Source organism: Pseudomonas sp. A34-9 (assembly GCF_029543085.1).
Lineage (GTDB): Bacteria > Pseudomonadota > Gammaproteobacteria > Pseudomonadales > Pseudomonadaceae > Aquipseudomonas.
The window spans coordinates 2,800,611-2,816,810 of the sequence record NZ_CP119967.1; the positions used below are offsets into that span (position 1 = coordinate 2,800,611).

General features: G+C 60.5%; 15 protein-coding genes. 3 read left to right on the forward strand and 12 right to left on the reverse strand.

Translation table 11 applies throughout. The features are described 5' to 3' along the window. The 3 genes from P3G59_RS12615 to ribBA all read right to left on the reverse strand — a co-directional run bounded on the left by P3G59_RS12615 (nucleotide 1) and on the right by ribBA (nucleotide 3,455). Complete coding sequence (locus P3G59_RS12615) at nucleotides 1-948, reverse strand: ABC transporter permease (RefSeq protein WP_277762143.1); 948 nt, start codon at nucleotides 946-948, stop codon at nucleotides 1-3. Further along, nucleotides 945-1,970 (reverse strand): ABC transporter substrate-binding protein, encoded by a 1,026-nt coding sequence (locus P3G59_RS12620; RefSeq protein WP_277761803.1) that lies wholly within the window; start codon nucleotides 1,968-1,970, stop codon nucleotides 945-947. Before P3G59_RS12620 ends, P3G59_RS12615 begins: the two co-directional genes overlap by 4 nt. Before the next feature lie 375 nt (nucleotides 1,971-2,345). Beyond that, the gene (gene ribBA / locus P3G59_RS12625) at nucleotides 2,346-3,455 is read right to left on the reverse strand and encodes a bifunctional 3,4-dihydroxy-2-butanone-4-phosphate synthase/GTP cyclohydrolase II (RefSeq protein ID WP_277761804.1); all 1,110 of its coding nucleotides are present in this window, start codon (nucleotides 3,453-3,455) and stop codon (nucleotides 2,346-2,348) included. Nucleotides 3,456-3,523: 68 nt separating this feature from the next. Between ribBA and P3G59_RS12630 the strand changes: the two genes are divergently transcribed. Further along, nucleotides 3,524-3,820, forward strand: coding sequence for a DUF1330 domain-containing protein (locus P3G59_RS12630; protein WP_277761805.1), 297 nt, complete (start codon nucleotides 3,524-3,526; stop codon nucleotides 3,818-3,820). A 165-nt stretch (nucleotides 3,821-3,985) separates the two neighbouring features. Here the strand turns inward: P3G59_RS12630 and P3G59_RS12635 are convergent, their stop codons facing one another. The 7 genes from P3G59_RS12635 to P3G59_RS12665 all read right to left on the reverse strand — a co-directional run bounded on the left by P3G59_RS12635 (nucleotide 3,986) and on the right by P3G59_RS12665 (nucleotide 9,326). Further along, nucleotides 3,986-4,549 (reverse strand): NUDIX hydrolase, encoded by a 564-nt coding sequence (locus tag P3G59_RS12635; protein ID WP_150730905.1) that lies wholly within the window; start codon nucleotides 4,547-4,549, stop codon nucleotides 3,986-3,988. A 1-nt stretch (nucleotide 4,550) separates the two neighbouring features. After that, complete coding sequence (locus P3G59_RS12640) at nucleotides 4,551-5,315, reverse strand: GntR family transcriptional regulator (RefSeq protein ID WP_277761806.1); 765 nt, start codon at nucleotides 5,313-5,315, stop codon at nucleotides 4,551-4,553. 42 nt (nucleotides 5,316-5,357) lie between these two features. After that, the gene (locus P3G59_RS12645) at nucleotides 5,358-5,762 is read right to left on the reverse strand and encodes a carboxymuconolactone decarboxylase family protein (protein WP_277761807.1); all 405 of its coding nucleotides are present in this window, start codon (nucleotides 5,760-5,762) and stop codon (nucleotides 5,358-5,360) included. A 132-nt stretch (nucleotides 5,763-5,894) separates the two neighbouring features. Then, nucleotides 5,895-6,380, reverse strand: a complete 486-nt coding sequence (locus P3G59_RS12650; RefSeq protein ID WP_007917997.1) for a flavin reductase family protein — start codon at nucleotides 6,378-6,380, stop codon at nucleotides 5,895-5,897. Nucleotides 6,381-6,392: 12 nt separating this feature from the next. After that, nucleotides 6,393-7,874: an aldehyde dehydrogenase gene (locus tag P3G59_RS12655; RefSeq protein ID WP_277761808.1), complete on the reverse strand. Its 1,482-nt coding sequence runs from the start codon at nucleotides 7,872-7,874 to the stop codon at nucleotides 6,393-6,395. After that, complete coding sequence (locus tag P3G59_RS12660; protein WP_277761809.1) at nucleotides 7,871-8,704, reverse strand: alpha/beta fold hydrolase; 834 nt, start codon at nucleotides 8,702-8,704, stop codon at nucleotides 7,871-7,873. Before P3G59_RS12660 ends, P3G59_RS12655 begins: the two co-directional genes overlap by 4 nt. Before the next feature lie 31 nt (nucleotides 8,705-8,735). Then, nucleotides 8,736-9,326, reverse strand: a complete 591-nt coding sequence (locus P3G59_RS12665; protein ID WP_007917992.1) for an amino acid synthesis family protein — start codon at nucleotides 9,324-9,326, stop codon at nucleotides 8,736-8,738. Nucleotides 9,327-9,787: 461 nt separating this feature from the next. Between P3G59_RS12665 and P3G59_RS12670 the strand changes: the two genes are divergently transcribed. After that, nucleotides 9,788-10,831, forward strand: coding sequence for a YCF48-related protein (locus P3G59_RS12670; RefSeq protein WP_277761810.1), 1,044 nt, complete (start codon nucleotides 9,788-9,790; stop codon nucleotides 10,829-10,831). Next, nucleotides 10,828-13,212, forward strand: a complete 2,385-nt coding sequence (locus tag P3G59_RS12675) for an RND family transporter (RefSeq protein WP_277761811.1) — start codon at nucleotides 10,828-10,830, stop codon at nucleotides 13,210-13,212. Before P3G59_RS12670 ends, P3G59_RS12675 begins: the two co-directional genes overlap by 4 nt. Nucleotides 13,213-13,504: 292 nt before the next feature. On the opposite strand, the gene P3G59_RS12680 is transcribed toward P3G59_RS12675, so the two are convergent. Next, entirely contained in the window at nucleotides 13,505-14,224 is a 720-nt protein-coding gene (locus P3G59_RS12680) for a FadR/GntR family transcriptional regulator (protein ID WP_277761812.1), read from the reverse strand. Nucleotides 14,225-14,447: 223 nt separating this feature from the next. Further along, complete coding sequence (locus tag P3G59_RS12685) at nucleotides 14,448-16,184, reverse strand: IlvD/Edd family dehydratase (RefSeq protein ID WP_277761813.1); 1,737 nt, start codon at nucleotides 16,182-16,184, stop codon at nucleotides 14,448-14,450. Nucleotides 16,185-16,200 lie beyond the last annotated feature (16 nt).

A 16,200-nucleotide genomic window follows, 5' to 3' on the forward strand; every position in this document is an offset into this window, starting at 1 on the left:
TTACCTCGCGTTACTGGCGCCAACCGGGGATTCCGGCTGAAGCTTCAGGTAGAAGTAGAACAGCACCAAAGTGATCGCGATCAGCAACGCGGCGCCGGCACTGGCCAGACCCCAGTTGAGGAACGATTGCACCTGCTGAATGATGAACTCCGGCAGCATCATGTTCTGCGCGCCGCCGAGCAGCGCCGGGGTCACGTAGTAACCGAGCGACATCACGAACACCATCAACCCGCCTGACGCCAGACCCGGCCGGCACAGCGGCAGAAACACCCGCCAGAAGTTGGTCCACGGACTCGCGCCGCAGATCGAGCCGGCCTGCAGAATCATCGGGTCGATGGCCTGCATGGTCGCCTGCAACGGCAGGACGATGAACGGGATCATGATGTAGCTCATGCCGATCACCACGCCGGTGAGGTTGTGCACCATCTCCAGCGGCTGATCGATGATGCCCATCGCCATCAAGGCCTTGTTGATCACGCCGGACGCTTGCAGCAGCACCAGCCATGAATAGGTGCGGGCGAGCAGGCTGGTCCACATCGACAGCAGCACGATGTTGAGGATCCAGCGTCCCCAGCCGCGTGGCACCAGAGTGATCGCCCAGGCGAGCGGAAATCCCAGCAGCAGGCTGAACAGCGTCACCAGCCCGGCCACCGAAAAGGTGTTGAGCAGCACTCGCGCATACGCCGAGTTGGCGAACAGTTGTTCGTAGTTGCCAAGGCCCGGGGTCGGTTCGAGCACGCCGCGCAACAGCAGGCCAATCAACGGCGCGAGAAAGAACAGGCCGATGAACAGCAGCGCCGGCGCGAGGTTGCCGGCGCCGCTCCAGCGTTGTCTGAGGGACGGGGCTTGCTGCATCGCAACCGCCTGTGTTCCGTGGGCCGAACCGGCAGCGCTTGCGGCGCTCCCGGTGGCAGTGGAGGGACGGGACGCGGTGGCCGCCATTTTCATTTGACCAGCCATTCGTTCCACCGTGTCGCGATGGCCTGGCCGTTTTTGGCCCAGTACGCGAAATCAAGAGTGATCTGATCCTTAGCGTAGGCAGTCGGCAGGTTGGGGGCCAGCGTCGAATCCAGACGCTGCACACTGTCGAGGTTGACCGGGGCGTAGGCGGTCAGGTTGGAGAAGTCGGCCTGACCTTTGGCGCCGCTGGCGTTGGCCAGGAACTTCATCGCCGCATCCTTGTTTTTCGAGCCTTTTGGAATCACCAGAATGTCGGCCATGACCAGATTCTGTTTCCAGCTCACGCCGACCGGCGCGCCGTCTTCTTGCAGGGCGTGGATACGACCATTCCAGAACTGGCCCATGCTCGCTTCACCGGAGGCCAGCAGTTGCTGCGACTGCGCGCCGCCGCCCCACCAGACGATGTCTTTCTTGATGGTGTCGAGTTTCTTGAAGGCGCGATCCAGATCCAGCGGGTAGAGCTTGTCAGCCGCTACGCCGTCGGCCAGCAGCGCCAGTTCGAGCACGCCTGGACTAGGCCATTTGTACAGGGCGCGTTTGCCTGGGTAGGTTTTGGTGTCGAACAGGGCGCTCCAGTCCTGCGGCTTGTTGGCGCCGAGTTTGCCCTCGTTGTAGCCGAGGACGAAGGAGAAGAAGAACGAGCCGACGCCGTAATCGCTGACGAAACGCGGGTCGATCTTGTCGCGCTGGATGACTTTGAAGTCGAGGGGTTCGAGCAGGCCTTCAGCGGCGGCACGCAGGGCGAAATCGGCTTCGACATCGACCACGTCCCACTGCACGTTGCCGCTCTCGACCATGGCTTTGAGTTTGCCGTAGTCGGTCGGGCCGTCCTGCACGACGGTGATGCCGCTGGCCTTGCTGAACGGATCGGCCCAGGCCTGTTTCTGCGCATCCTGGGTGCTTCCGCCCCAGCTGACGAAGTTCACGCTTTCGGCAGCCATTGCAGCCTGGCCGGTGACGCTGAGCAGTCCCGCAAAAAAGATCGCGGTTGCAGCTTTGTTCAACACCATTTTTACGCCCTCATTGTTGTGTTTTTGAGCGGGCTTGCGTTGTTGCCCGCCTGTCGGGAGCAGTAGCTGGACGTTCGTTGGAGTGTCCGGTCTATGGAATATCATATTATGGTATTCCAAACTTTGTGCAAGCACTTTGCCTTACCGGTTATCTGTTGATTATGGTTTTTTGGATGTGTTCGGCATGAGATGAAGGGTGCACTTCAAATCCAGCCCCTCACCCCAGCCCTCTCCCAATGGGAGAGGGGGAAAGGGAGCCGATCTTCGTGCTGCTCAAAACCTGAGTTCGGCTCGGTATCTCAGGTCGGCGTATAGCGTGCAAACACCTCGGTAGGCTCCCTCTCCCTCCGGGAGAGGGCTGGGGTGAGGGCAGCTTCACTCGGTGAACGGAATACTCTCGACCACTTCCAGGTCATACCCGGTCAGGCCAGCGTATTTCAGAGGAGGGCCCAAGTGACGCAGCTTGCCAACCCCCAGATTCTGCAGAATCTGCGCCCCTGTACCCACCTCCGAATAAATCCGCGATTGCGAACGGCTGAACTGTCGCGGCGGCTGGGTCAGTTGCGGCACGCGTTCCAGCAACGCCTGCGACGATTCATGATTGGCCAACACCACCACAACTCCATGCCCCTCGGCCGCCACTCGTTGCAACGCCGCCCACAGCGTCCAGTTCGTCGGCCCGCTGTATTCGGCACCGACCAGATCGCGCAGCGGATCGATCACGTGCACACGCACCAGCGTCGGTTCTTCACGGCGCAAATCACCCATGACCATGGCCATGTGCACGCCGCCCTCGATGCGATCCTCAAAGGTGATCAAACGGAACGTGCCATGCACCGTCGGCAGCTCGCGTTCGCCAATCCGTTCGATGGTGTGTTCGGTGCTCAGGCGATAGTGGATCAGGTCGGCGATGGTGCCGATCTTGATCCCGTGCTTGCGCGCGAACAGTTCCAGATCCGGGCGACGGGCCATGGTGCCGTCGTCGTTCATCACCTCGACGATAACCGAGGCCGGCGTGAACCCGGCCAATCGGGCCAGATCGCAACCGGCTTCGGTATGACCGGCGCGGGTCAGCACGCCACCTTCCTTGGCGCGCAGCGGGAAGATGTGGCCCGGCTGCACCAGGTCTTCAGCGCGGGCATTCGGCGCGACGGCAGCGGCAACGGTGCAAGCACGATCTGCCGCCGAAATACCGGTGGTCACGCCGACCGCCGCTTCAATCGACACGGTAAACGCGGTGCTGAACACGCTGCCATTGGCCGGCACCATTTGCTCCAGGCCCAAACGCTGGCAGTGTTCGTCGGTCAGCGTCAGGCAGATCAGCCCGCGTGCTTCACGGGCCATGAAGCTGATCGCCTCGGGCGTGCAACGGTCGGCGGCGAGCAACAGGTCGCCTTCGTTTTCGCGGTCTTCGTCATCGACCAGCAGGACCATTTTGCCGAGGCGATAATCTTCGATGATTTCTTCGATGCTGTTGAAGGCCATGCTGGACTCTCAGGGTTCGTTGGAAATATATTGGTATACCATAATACAAAATAAACAAAGAGGTCACTATGAAGGCGTACTGGATTGCTCATGTGGATATAGCCGATGCCGATCACTACAGCCAATACACCCAGCGTGCGCCGGCGGCGTTCGCTGAGTTTGGCGCGAAGTTTCTGGCCAGAGGCGGACGTAGTGAGGCGATGGAGGGGCGCCAGACGCCGCAGCGCAGCGTGGTGATCGAGTTTGAAAACTACGAAACAGCCGTGGCGTGCTACCACTCGGCGGCGTACCAGGAAGCGAAGAGTTATCGCGAGGAATGGGCGAGGGCGGAAATCATCATCGTCGAAGGCATCGCCCCACTCTGAAATGCAGAACCCCTGTAGGAGCTGCCGAAGGCTGCGATCTTTTGATTGATCGTTCCCACGCTCCGCGTGGGAATGCCTCTGCGGACGCTCCGCGTTCGGCTGTTGAAAGGACGCGGAGCGTCCCGGGCTGCATTCCCACGCGGAGCGTGGGAACGATCAATGTGATCAGCGGATGAAGTGAATCTTGCCGCTGTCATCATTGCCCATGTAGATCCCATACACCCCAGCCTGGCGCTCTTCGATATAACGCTCGAGAATCTGCCGGATCGCCGGGTAATAGATCTGCTCCCACGGGATGTCTTCAGGCGCGAAGAACTTGTAATCGAGGGTTTCCGGCCCGTACTGCCCGGTGATCTCCAGCGCGATTGCACGGAAGATGATGTACACCTCGCTGATCTTCGGCACGCTGAAAATCGAATACGGCGAGACGATTTCCGCGCGCACGCCGCTTTCTTCCCAGACTTCGCGCAGCGCCGCCTGCTCGGTGGTCTCGCCGCTTTCCATGAAACCTGCGGGCAGCGTCCAGGTGCCCGGGCGCGGGGGGATCGCCCGTTGGCACAGCAGGTATTTGCCGTCCTGCTCGATGATGCAGCCGGCAATGATCTTCGGATTGACGTAGTGGATGTAGCCGCAGCCGCGGCACATCAGGCGCTCGTGCGTATCGCCCGGCGGTATCTGCTGACCGAGGTCAGGGCCACCGCATTTCGGGCAATAGCTCGGGCTGAACATATCAGTGACCTATACGGGGTTCTTTCAAGGCGATCGGCAGGGTCATGGCCGGCGTGCCTTTAACGACAGAACCGGTCTCTTCCTGCTTGCGCTTGAGGTAATCGAGGGCCACGGCAGCGGCAGCACGAACGTGATCGACGCAGGCCTGATGGGCCGCCAGCGGATCGCCGCTCTTGATCGCCTCGACCATTTTTTCCATTTCCTGATTACTCGCGCCGCGACGGTTTTCCTGCGACACCGAGGTCGCGCGCAGGTAACTGATGCGTGCCTGCAACTGACGCAACTGAGTCGCCGCAACATGGTTGCCCGAACCTTCGAGCAGCACGTCGTAGAAGCCCTGCACCGAGTCGATCACCTGCTGCAACTCGCCGTCCTTCAACGCCTTGCGGTTGTCGTCGAGGGCCTTTTCCAAGGCTTTGATGTCCTTGGCCTTGGCGCGTAGGGTGAACAGCTGCACGATCAAACCTTCGAGCACGCAGCGCAATTCGTAGATATCGACGGCATCGGCGAGGGTGATGATTGCTACGCGCGGGCCTTTGGCATCGGCGAACTCGACCAGACCTTCAGATTCGAGGTGCCGCAAAGCTTCGCGAACGGAGGTGCGGCTGACACCCAGGCGATCGCACAGATCGCGCTCCACCAGACGGTCGCCCGGCAGAAGCTGGAAGTTCATGATGGCGCTACGCAGCTTATCCAGCACGATTTCGCGCAGGGTAACGGGGTTGCGATTGACCTTGAAGCTGTCGTCGAGTGGCAGGCGTTTCATGGGGTCCGCTCTTTCGGTTGGCTGTCCATGCCAGACGGGCATCTAAACAGCCGAGGGGTTAACTGAGGCTTCGGCGTCGGCTTCGGCAAAGGCTTCACGGGCCAGCCGGAAACTGTCCACGGCTGCCGGAACGCCGCAATAAATGCCGACCTGAAGCAGAATTTCGCGTATTTGCTCACGACTCAGGCCGTTACGCAAGGCGCCACGCACATGCAGCTTGAGTTCGTGCGGGCGGTTGAGCGCCGAGATCATCGCCAGGTTGATCATGCTGCGCTCCTTGAGCGACAAACCCTCACGGTCCCAGACATGGCCCCAGCAGTATTCGGTGACCATTTCCTGCAAGGGGCGGGTGAAGTCGTCGGCGTTGTCGATCGAACGCTGCACGTAGGCTTCGCCCAATACCTGAGTGCGGATTTTCAGACCCGTTTCATACTTCTCGTTACTCATAAATCCTCCTGTCACCACAGATCCCTTATGTAGGAGCTGCCGAAGGCTGCGATCTTTTGATCTTGCTCTTGAAAATCAACGTCAAAAGATCGCAGCCTGCGGCAGCTCCTACAGGGGATTTGTGTAAATCCGTCAGGCCAGGGTCGGCAACGGCCCGAGCTTGCCCTTGTGGTAAATCATCGGCGTCACCGGTTGCGCTGGCAGGATCAGGTTTTTCACTGCGCCCACAATAATCGCGTGGTCACCGCCGTCGTACTCCCGCCACAGCTCGCATTCGATGATCGCCGTGGCCTTGGCCAGAATCGGGTTACCGAGTTCGCTCAAATGCCACTCGATGTCCTTGGCCTTGTCCTTGCCTTTACCGGCAAACGCATAGGCCTCAGCTGTCTGGTCGGCGGACAGCAAGTGGATCGCGAACTTCTTGCTGTCGCGCAACACCGGGTAGGTGTCGGAAGCATAGTTTGGGCAGAACAGCACCAGCGCCGGGTCAATCGACAGCGCACTGAAGGCGCTGGCGGTGATGCCGACGATGCCGCCGTCCGGGTCAAGGGTGGTGACCACCGTGACGCCGGACGGGAACGAGCTCATGACGTCTTTGTAAATGCCGGGTTCGATCATTTCGCAGGACTCCTAGCGCATCACAAACGGATCAGGCATCGGTGCCTGAGAGAGGTTGATCCACACCGTTTTCAGTTCGGTGTAGGCCAGCACCGAATCGATGCCGCTTTCGCGTCCATAGCCACTGTTCTTGAAGCCGCCGATCGGTGCCATCGCCGACACCGCGCGGTAAGTGTTGACCCAGATAATCCCCGAGCGCACATCGCGCGCGAGGCGATGAGCGCGACCGAGATCGCGCGTCCAGATGCCGGCCGCAAGGCCGAACTGCGAGTCGTTGGCGATGGCCAGCGCTTCGGCTTCATCTTTAAAGCGAATCACCGAAGCCACCGGGCCGAAGACTTCTTCCTGCATGATCTTCATCGAATTGCGGTCGCATTCGAACAGCGTCGGCTCGTAGAACCAGCCGTCGCCGAGATCGGTCGGACGCTTGCCGCCGGTACGCAAACGCGCGCCTTCAGCGATGGCATCAGCGACCAGACCTTCGACCACCGCCAGTTGCTGCGCGGTGGCCATCGGGCCCATCTCACTGTTGTCTTCCTGCGGGTTGCCGATACGAATGCGCTGGGCGCGCTGGACCAGCCGATTGACGAATTCGTCGTAGATCTCGTCCTGCACCAACAGGCGCGAACCGGACACGCAGCTCTGCCCGGACGCGGCGTAGATCCCGGCAATCGCACCGTTAATCGCGCTGTCCAGATCGGCGTCGGCGAAGATAATGTTCGGCGACTTGCCGCCCAGTTCCAGCGACAGCTTGGCGAAGTTTTCCGCACTGCTGCGCACCACATGCCTCGCCGTCGCCGCGCCGCCAGTGAAGGCAATTTTGCGGATCAGCGGATGGCGGGTGAGGGCGGCGCCGGTGCTCGGGCCATAACCGGTAACGACGTTGACCACGCCCGGCGGAATCCCGGCTTCGAGGGCCAGACGCGCGAGCTCAAGAATCGTTGCCGAAGCGTGTTCGGACGGCTTGATCACAATCGTGTTGCCGGCGGCGAGAGCCGGGGCGAGTTTGATCGCGGTCAGGTACAGCGGGCTGTTCCACGGAATGATCGCCGCGACCACGCCCATCGCTTCATGCACGGTGTAGGCGAACAGATCCGGCTTATCCAGCGGCAGGGTGCCGCCTTCAAGCTTGTCGGCCAAGCCTGCGGTGTAGTGGAAAAACTCTGGCAGATAACTGACTTGCCCACGGGTCTCGCGGATCAGCTTGCCGTTGTCACGGCTTTCCAGCTGCGCCAGTTGTTCTTTATTTTCGGCGATCAAGTCACCGAGGCGGCGCAGCAATTTGCCGCGCGCGGTGGCGGTCAGACCACGCCATGCCGGGCTGTCGAAAGCAGTCTGTGCCGATTGCACGGCGCGTTCGACGTCAGCCTCATCAGCGTCAGGCAGCTCGGCCCAGGCTTGTGCCGTGGCCGGGTTGAGGCTTTCGAAGGTCTTGCCGGAGAGGGCGTCGACCCATTCTCCGCCGATGCACATCTGGAAGCGTGCGAGTGTCATGCAACGATCCCCTTTATCTGGTTTTGTCGGGAGTGTGCGAATTGCAGAAATTCCAGCAGCGTCTGGTTGACCAGTCGCGGTGACTCTACCGGCATCATATGCCGTTGTTCGGGCAGCACGACAACCGTCGCACCGGGGATGCGCCGGGCCAGTTGCTCGGCCATTTCCGGGGTCGAACCCGGATCGAGCTCGCCAGTGGCGATCAGCGTCGGCGCCTGAATGCTGCCCAGGTCGTCAACGCGGTACATGTCTTGGGTGGCGAACAATTCGTAGGTGGTCAGGTAGCCTTGCGGATCATTGCCGGCCAGGGTCTGGCGGATCGCCGCGATCTGCGCCGGATTGGCCGCCTGATATTCGCGGCTGAACCAGCGTGACAACGCAGCTTCGGCGTTGGCGTCCGGGCCATGTTCAGCGGCTTGCGCGGTGCGGGCGATAACGCCGGCACGCTGTTCTTCGCTGCGGTTGAACACGCTGTTCAACACCACCAGGCTTTGCAGGCGCTCCGGGTAATGCAGGGCAAAGGCCCGCGCGACCAGACCGCCCATGGAGAAACCGATCACCGCTGCCTGCGGCAGATTCAGATGATCGAGCAGCTCCAACAACTGATCGGCGTAACCGAGCAGGGCGGTACCGCTGGCCGGTCGCGGGCTGGCGCCATGACCGAGCATGTCGTAGGCGATGACCCGGTATTGGCTGGACAGGCCGACTATCTGGCCGCCCCACATTTCTTTGTTCAGGCCCACGCCGTGGATCAAGACCACGGGCTGGCCTTGGCCGGTCGCCAGGTAACTGGTGCCAGCCGGGGTGAGTTCAGCGGTGAGCCGAATCATGGAGCGCTCCTGCAATGCCTTTTTATTGGGGTTACTGGGCTTTTTCGGCGGCCAGTTCTTCCAGATCGATGTAGCGGTTGCCGATGCGCGGGTGCAGGCGACCACCGTCGGCGCAACCCAGCACCACGACAATTTCGTCGGCACGCGGCGCGTCTTCGATCTGCATTTCCAGGGTGATGTAGTGCGAACGCTGGCCTTCGTCGTCCTTGTGCATCATCGGTATCTGAATCGAGGTGCCCGGGCCACCGCGCTTGTTGGTGAAGCTCAGGTAGCTCTTGGCGTTGACGGCTTCGCGGTAGTGGTTGCCGAAGCGCAGGGTGTGGATCACCGCAGAGGCGTGTTCGATCTCGCCGTCAGCGCCGACCACGGCCGCTTTGCCGTAGGCCTCGATCTTCTCGGCACCGCCGATGATGCCGACCAGACGCTCAACCATCAGGGCACCGAGGTCGGAGCAATTGGCGCGGATCTGCGGCTTGAGGTCTTCAACGAAACCGTTGCCCACCCAAGGGTTCTTCATCACCACGGCGAGGCCGACCATGGTCACCGGCTTGTCAGTGGCTTTGCCGCCTTCGATGAAGGTTTCTTCGACATAGCTGACGATCTTGCGAATTTCGAAACTCATGAGCTGCTCCGTAGGGGGATTGAGAGTGTCTGTGCGTCTGATGGTATACCATAATACCGATCGTGCAAGTCCCCCTCACGAGTTTTGTCGCATCCATCCGGCGAATGGCGATGCATTCACCCGTCACCACAAATCCTGAGATCACCGCTAACCCTGTGGGAGCGAGCCTGCTCGCGAAAGCGGTGGGTCAGCCAATAAACAGGGTGACTGGTGCACCGCATTCGCGAGCAGGCTCGCTCCCACAATGGAAATCAGCGTTAGTAGAGCTCCGCTCGCGGTTAACAAAAGATAACGTGGCGCCGATTGTCAGACGTTTCGAAAGCCCGATAGGATGAGCCAGCTTCCGAAGTGGCTCTGGATTGCGGGTTTCAGGACTATGCTCCTGAGCAGCCATCAACGGAGCACACTTGCGGCGCCCTTGAAGGCCCAATGGCCTAACAATAATAAATAGGGGAAGGTCTATGAGTCGTTGCCGCCCGCCGGCGTTACGCAACACCGCGTTGCTGGCCACAGCACTCTCTCTGCTGGGCTTTGCCACGTTATCGGCCCCGGTGAATGCCGCCGAGGCGCCAGCCGACGTGGTCTACGCCACCGAATCCGCCAAAGCCACGAAAAGCCTGATTCTTGATGTCGTCCACGCCGGTGCGCGTTTGGTCGCGGTCGGGGATCGCGGGCACATTCTCTACTCCGATGACCAAGGCAAAACCTGGACCCAGGCCAAGGTGCCGAGCCGGCAACTGCTGACCGCGGTGTACTTTGTCGACGACAAGCACGGCTGGGCGGTCGGTCATGACGCGCAAATCCTCGCCAGCGCAGACGGCGGTCTGACCTGGACCAAGCAATTCGAAGACCTCAAACGCGAATCGCCACTGCTCGACGTCTGGTTCAAGGACGTCAACAGCGGCCTCGCCGTCGGCGCGTACGGTGCGCTGCTGGAAACCACCGACGGCGGCAAGAACTGGCAAGACGTCAGCGACCGCCTCGACAACGAAGATCAATTCCACCTCAACGCCATCGCCGCGGTGAAAGACGCCGGGCTGTTCATCGTCGGCGAGTCGGGCAGCATGTTCCGCTCCGCCGACTGGGGCCAGACCTGGGAAAAACTCGAAGGCCCGTACGAAGGCTCGCTGTTCGGCGTGATCGGCACGGCGCAACCGCAGACCCTGCTGGCTTACGGCCTGCGCGGCAACCTTTATCGCTCCACGGATTTCGGCAGCACCTGGGAGCAGGTCGAACTGAAAGCTGCGCGCGGATCGCTGGAGTTCGGCCTGTCCGGCGCAACCTTGCTCGAAGACGGCTCGATCGTGATCGTCGGCAACGGCGGTTCGGTGATCAGCAGCAGTGACAACGGCGAAACCTTCAGCGTGTTCAACCGTCCGGACCGCATCTCGCTGTCATCGGTCACTGCGGCTGGCGACGGCAACCTGATTCTGAGCGGGCAGGGTGGCGTTCACACCACGCTGCCAAACGGTGCCGAGATCAATAATAAGAAGGCGGGGCTATGACTTCCTTGATCACTCCTCAGCAGGACAAGGCGACATTTCTTGAGCGCCTGATCTTCAACAACCGCCCGGCAGTGATCCTCATCTGCCTGGTGGTGAGCATTTTCCTGTTCTGGCAGGCGACGTTGATCCGGCCGTCGACCAGTTTCGAAAAAATGATCCCGCTCAAGCATCCGTTCATCGAGAAGATGATGGAGCACCGCAACGATCTGGCGAACCTGGGCAACACCGTGCGCATTTCGGTGGAGGCCAAGGACGGCGACATCTTCTCCAAGGAGTACATGGAGACCCTGCGTCAGATCAACGATGAAGTGTTCTACATCTCCGGCGTTGACCGCTCCGGCCTGAAGTCGCTGTGGAGTCCGAGCGTGCGCTGGACCGAAGTGACCGAAGAGGGTTTTGCCGGCGGTGAAGTGATCCCGCAGAGCTACAACGGCTCGCAGGACAGCCTCGATCTGCTACGCAACAACGTGCTCAAGTCCGGGCAGGTCGGGCGTCTGGTGGCCAATGACTTCAAATCGAGCATCGTCGACATCCCGCTGCTGGAGTCCTATCCGGATCCGGAAGACCAGGGCAAGTTGCTTGCACTGGACTATCGCAAGTTCTCCCATGAACTCGAAGACAAGATCCGCAACAAGTTCGAAGCGCAGAACCCCAATGTCAAAATCCACATCGTCGGTTTCGCCAAGAAGGTCGGCGACCTGATCGACGGTCTGGTGATGGTGGTGCTGTTCTTCGGCATCGCGTTCGTCATCACCCTGATCCTGCTGCTGTGGTTCACCAACTGCGTACGCAGCACCATTGCGGTGTTGAGCACGACGCTGGTGGCGGTGGTCTGGCAGCTCGGTCTGATGCACTTTTTCGGCTTCGGGCTCGATCCGTATTCGATGCTGGTGCCGTTCCTGATCTTCGCCATCGGCATTTCCCACGGCGTGCAGAAGATCAACGGTATCGCCCTGCAATCCAGCGAGGCCGATAACGCACTGACCGCAGCGCGCCGCACCTTCCGGCAATTGTTCCTGCCGGGGATGATCGCGATTCTCGCGGACGCGGTGGGTTTCATCACGCTGTTGATCATCGACATCGGCGTGATCCGTGAACTGGCCATCGGCGCGTCCATCGGCGTGGCGGTGATCGTGTTCACCAACCTGATTCTGCTGCCGGTGGCGATTTCCTATGTCGGTATCAGTAAACGCGCGATTGCCAAGAGCAAGAAAGACGCAAACCGCGAACACCCGTTCTGGCGTCTGCTGTCGAACTTTGCCAACCCGAAAGTCGCACGCATCTCGGTGGTGCTGGCGCTGATCGCCTTCGGTGGCGGCCTCTGGTACAGCCAGAACCTGAAAATCGGCGACCTCGACCAGGGCGCGCCGGAACTGCGTCCGGACTCGCGTTACAACAAGGACAACAACTTCATCATCAACAACTACTCGACCAGCTCCGATGTGCTGGTGGTGATGGTCAAGACCAAGGCTGAAGGCTGTTCACGCTTTGAGGCCATGGCGCCGATCGATGAACTGATGTGGAAGATGCAGAACACCGAGGGCGTGCAGTCTGCGATCTCGCTGGTGACCGTGTCCAAGCAAATGATCAAGGGGATGAACGAGGGCAACCTGAAATGGGAAACCCTGTCACGCAATCCGGACGTGCTGAACAACTCGATTGCCCGCGCTGACGGTCTGTACAACAACAGTTGCTCGCTGGCGCCGGTGCTGGTGTTCCTCAACGATCACAAGGCTGAAACCCTTGATCGTGCGGTGCACGCGGTGCAGGAATTCGCCAAGGACAACAACAAGGACGGTCTGGAATTCATCCTCGCGGCCGGTAACGCCGGGATCGAAGCGGCCACCAACGAAGTCATCAAACAGGCTGAGCTGACCATCCTGATTCTGGTGTACATCTGCGTGGCGGTGATGTGCATGATCACCTTCCGTTCGTGGGCGGCGACCTTGTGCATCGTCCTGCCGCTGGTACTGACCTCGGTACTCGGCAACGCGCTGATGGCGTTCATGGGCATCGGTGTGAAAGTCGCGACGCTGCCGGTGGTGGCGCTGGGTGTGGGGATCGGTGTCGACTACGGCATCTACATCTATAGCCGTCTGGAGAGTTTCCTGCGTGCCGGCCTTCCGTTGCAGGAAGCCTATTACCAGACGCTGAAATCCACCGGTAAGGCGGTGCTGTTTACCGGTCTGTGTCTGGCGATTGGGGTGTGTACCTGGATTTTCTCGGCGATCAAGTTCCAGGCCGACATGGGCCTGATGCTGACCTTCATGTTGCTGTGGAACATGTTCGGTGCGCTGTGGCTGCTGCCGGCACTGGCCAGGTTCCTGATCAAACCGGAGAAGCTGGCGGGGCAGAAGGGCAATTCGCTGTTTGCGCACTGATCTGAAAGGCTGAAACGACAAAGCCGCAACCTTAGGGTTGCGGCTTTTTTTGTGGCTAAAGATCAACAGCCCCTCACCCTAGCCCTCCCGAAACGTCGGACCGCCCGTAGGGAGAGGGAACCGACCGAAGTGTGCGGCTTGATCCATCGACCTGAAATACCGAGTCGATTATGGATTCACAGCAGATCGTTCAAGTCGGCGTAACTCTCGAATATCCCCCAATCGGTCCCCTCTACCTCTGGGCGGTCCGACGTTTCGGGAGGGCTAGGGTGAGGGCAGAAGATCTCAAGCCTTAAGAAAGCTCAGCCCCAAGCACAACACTCAGCGCACTCCGCGCATCGTCCAGCTGTACGAGCGTCGCATGCCGAGCCCCAAGCGCATCACGATTCTCGATAGCGGTAAGAATCGCCTTATGCCGAGGCAACGCCAACTCATGCAGATTCGGCCGCTGATTCGAATGCTTCAACGCCTCGGCAATCGCCACCGACAACATGTTGCACAGATTCGCCAGCAAATCATTATGCGTCGCATCGGCAATCCGGCTATGAAAATCCAGATCCGGCTGCAACAGCGCTTCCGGTGTCGGCGCCGCTTCCATGCGCTGATACGCCTCACCGATGGCGGCGATGTCGGCATCGGTTGCATGTTGAGCGGCGAGGGCAGCAGCGGCGGGTTCGATAATGCTGCGCACACTGGTCAGCACATTGAAGAATTCATTCTGCGGGCTGCTTTGCATCAGCCAGTGCAGCACGTCCGGGTCGAGCATGTGCCACTCGCGGCGCGCCTTGACCACCGTGCCGACACGCGGTTTTGAATACACCAACCCCTTGGCCACCAGCACCCGCGTGGCTTCGCGCAATACCGGCCGACTGACCGCGTACTCCTCGCAGAGCAAGGCTTCGGCGGGCAGTTTGTCGTCGGGCAAAAAGCGTCCGGAGACGATCTGCATGCCCAGTTCCTGGACGATGCGCGAGTGCATGCTTTTACGGTCGGAGGGTTTGCGGTAATCCATGGGGAACGGCGCGATCCTGAGCGATGGAGATGCCGCGCATCATAGCAGGCACGGCACAATCTTGAGGCAGATACACAAGCCAAATGTGGGAGCGAGCCTGCTCGCGAAAGCGGTGGGTCAGGCAACTGTATATTGACTGACACTCCCTCTTCGCGAGCAGGCTCGCTCCCACAGGGGAATGCATTCCAATGTAGGAGCTGCCGCAGGCTGCGATCTTTTGATCTTAATGGGAATGACGGGGGACTTCCGCGCCACGGCAACCCACCAGGAAATCAAAGTCGCAACCCTGATCTGCTTGCAACACGTGATCGATGTACAGCTGACGGTAGCCGCCCACCAGCAACTGCTGCGGTGGTTGCAGATCGGCCATGCGCGCTGCCAGTTCGGCATCCGGAATATCCAGATGCAAGCGCCCGGTGGCGCAATCCAGCTCGATCCAGTCGCCTTCCTGCGCCGTCGCCAGAGGCCCGCCGGCCGCCGCTTCCGGCGCCACGTGCAAAACCACCGTGCCATACGCGGTGCCGCTCATCCGCGCATCAGAAATGCGCACCATGTCGGTCACACCCTGCGCCAACAGCTTGGCCGGCAAACCCATGTTGCCGACTTCGGCCATGCCCGGGTAACCCTTCGGCCCGCAGTTCTTCATCACCAAAATCGAATCTTTATCGACGTCCAGCTCCGGATCGTTGATCCGCGCCTTGTACATGTCGAAGTTCTCGAACACCACCGCGCGGCCACGGTGCTGCATCAGTTCCGGCGTCGCAGCGGACGGCTTGAGCACCGCACCGAGCGGTGCCAGGTTACCGCGCAACACACAGATCCCTCCGTCGGCGCGAATCGGATTGTCGAGGGTGCGGATCACTTCGTCTTCGCCGTAGATCGGCGCGTCCTTGGTGTTCTCGCCGATGGACTTGCCGTTGACCGTCAATGCATTCGGGTTGGGGATCAGATTCGCTTCACCGAGGCGGCGCAGCACCGCTGGCAAGCCACCGGCGTAATAGAACTCTTCCATCAGGAAACGCCCGGACGGTTGCAGGTCGACGATGGTCGGCATGCCGCGCCCGATGCGCGTCCAGTCGTCCAGATCCAGCTCGACGCCGATGCGCCCGGCAATCGCCTTCAAGTGGATCACGGCGTTGGTCGAACCGCCGATGGCGGCGTTCACACGAATAGCGTTCTCGAAGGCTTCTTTAGTCAGAATCTTCGACAGTTTCAAATCTTCGCGCACCATCTCCACCGCCCGCATGCCGGACATGTGCGCCAACACATAACGCCGCGCATCCACCGCCGGAATCGCCGCGTTGTGCGGCAGCGAAGTGCCCAGTGCTTCCGCCATGCAAGCCATCGTCGATGCGGTGCCCATGGTGTTGCAGGTGCCCGCCGAACGCGACATGCCGCCCTCGGCCGCAAGGAAATCGTCAATGGTGATGGTGCCAGCCTTGACCTGTTCGCTGAGCTGCCAGACCACGGTGCCGGAACCGATGTCCTTGCCCTTGTGCTTGCCATTGAGCATCGGCCCGCCGGTGACGACGATGGCCGGCACGTCGCAACTGGCCGCGCCCATCAGCAGCGCCGGGGTGGTTTTGTCGCAACCGGTCAGCAGCACCACGCCGTCAATCGGGTTGCCGCGAATCGCTTCTTCAACGTCCATGCTCGCCAGGTTGCGGGTGAGCATGGCGGTAGGACGCAGGTTCGATTCGCCGTTGGAAAACACCGGGAATTCCACTGGAAAGCCACCGGCCTCGATCACCCCGCGTTTGACGTGCTCCGCGATCTGGCGGAAGTGCGCGTTGCACGGGGTCAATTCCGACCAGGTGTTGCAGATGCCGATGATCGGCTTGCCGTGGAACTGGTGGTCGGCGATGCCCTGATTCTTCATCCAGCTGCGGTACATGAAGCCGTTCTTGTCGGCCGTGCCAAACCATTGGGCGGAGCGCAGGGTGGGTTTCTTATCAGACATGATCGATTCTCTTATT

Coding starts and splice junctions, on each gene's coding strand:
- P3G59_RS12635 (WP_150730905.1), bottom strand. CDS start 4,549: ATGTTCAGCCCGAGCTATTGCCCGAAATGCGGTGGCCCTGACCTCGGT.
- P3G59_RS12620 (WP_277761803.1), bottom strand. CDS start 1,970: ATGGTGTTGAACAAAGCTGCAACCGCGATCTTTTTTGCGGGACTGCTC.
- P3G59_RS12650 (WP_007917997.1), bottom strand. CDS start 6,380: ATGATCGAACCCGGCATTTACAAAGACGTCATGAGCTCGTTCCCGTCC.
- P3G59_RS12645 (WP_277761807.1), bottom strand. CDS start 5,762: ATGAGTAACGAGAAGTATGAAACGGGTCTGAAAATCCGCACTCAGGTA.
- P3G59_RS12630 (WP_277761805.1), top strand. CDS start 3,524: ATGAAGGCGTACTGGATTGCTCATGTGGATATAGCCGATGCCGATCAC.
- P3G59_RS12675 (WP_277761811.1), top strand. CDS start 10,828: ATGACTTCCTTGATCACTCCTCAGCAGGACAAGGCGACATTTCTTGAG.
- ribBA (WP_277761804.1), bottom strand. CDS start 3,455: ATGGCCTTCAACAGCATCGAAGAAATCATCGAAGATTATCGCCTCGGC.
- P3G59_RS12680 (WP_277761812.1), bottom strand. CDS start 14,224: ATGGATTACCGCAAACCCTCCGACCGTAAAAGCATGCACTCGCGCATC.
- P3G59_RS12615 (WP_277762143.1), bottom strand. CDS start 948: ATGAAAATGGCGGCCACCGCGTCCCGTCCCTCCACTGCCACCGGGAGC.
- P3G59_RS12685 (WP_277761813.1), bottom strand. CDS start 16,184: ATGTCTGATAAGAAACCCACCCTGCGCTCCGCCCAATGGTTTGGCACG.
- P3G59_RS12640 (WP_277761806.1), bottom strand. CDS start 5,315: ATGAAACGCCTGCCACTCGACGACAGCTTCAAGGTCAATCGCAACCCC.
- P3G59_RS12665 (WP_007917992.1), bottom strand. CDS start 9,326: ATGAGTTTCGAAATTCGCAAGATCGTCAGCTATGTCGAAGAAACCTTC.
- P3G59_RS12655 (WP_277761808.1), bottom strand. CDS start 7,874: ATGACACTCGCACGCTTCCAGATGTGCATCGGCGGAGAATGGGTCGAC.
- P3G59_RS12670 (WP_277761810.1), top strand. CDS start 9,788: ATGAGTCGTTGCCGCCCGCCGGCGTTACGCAACACCGCGTTGCTGGCC.
- P3G59_RS12660 (WP_277761809.1), bottom strand. CDS start 8,704: ATGATTCGGCTCACCGCTGAACTCACCCCGGCTGGCACCAGTTACCTG.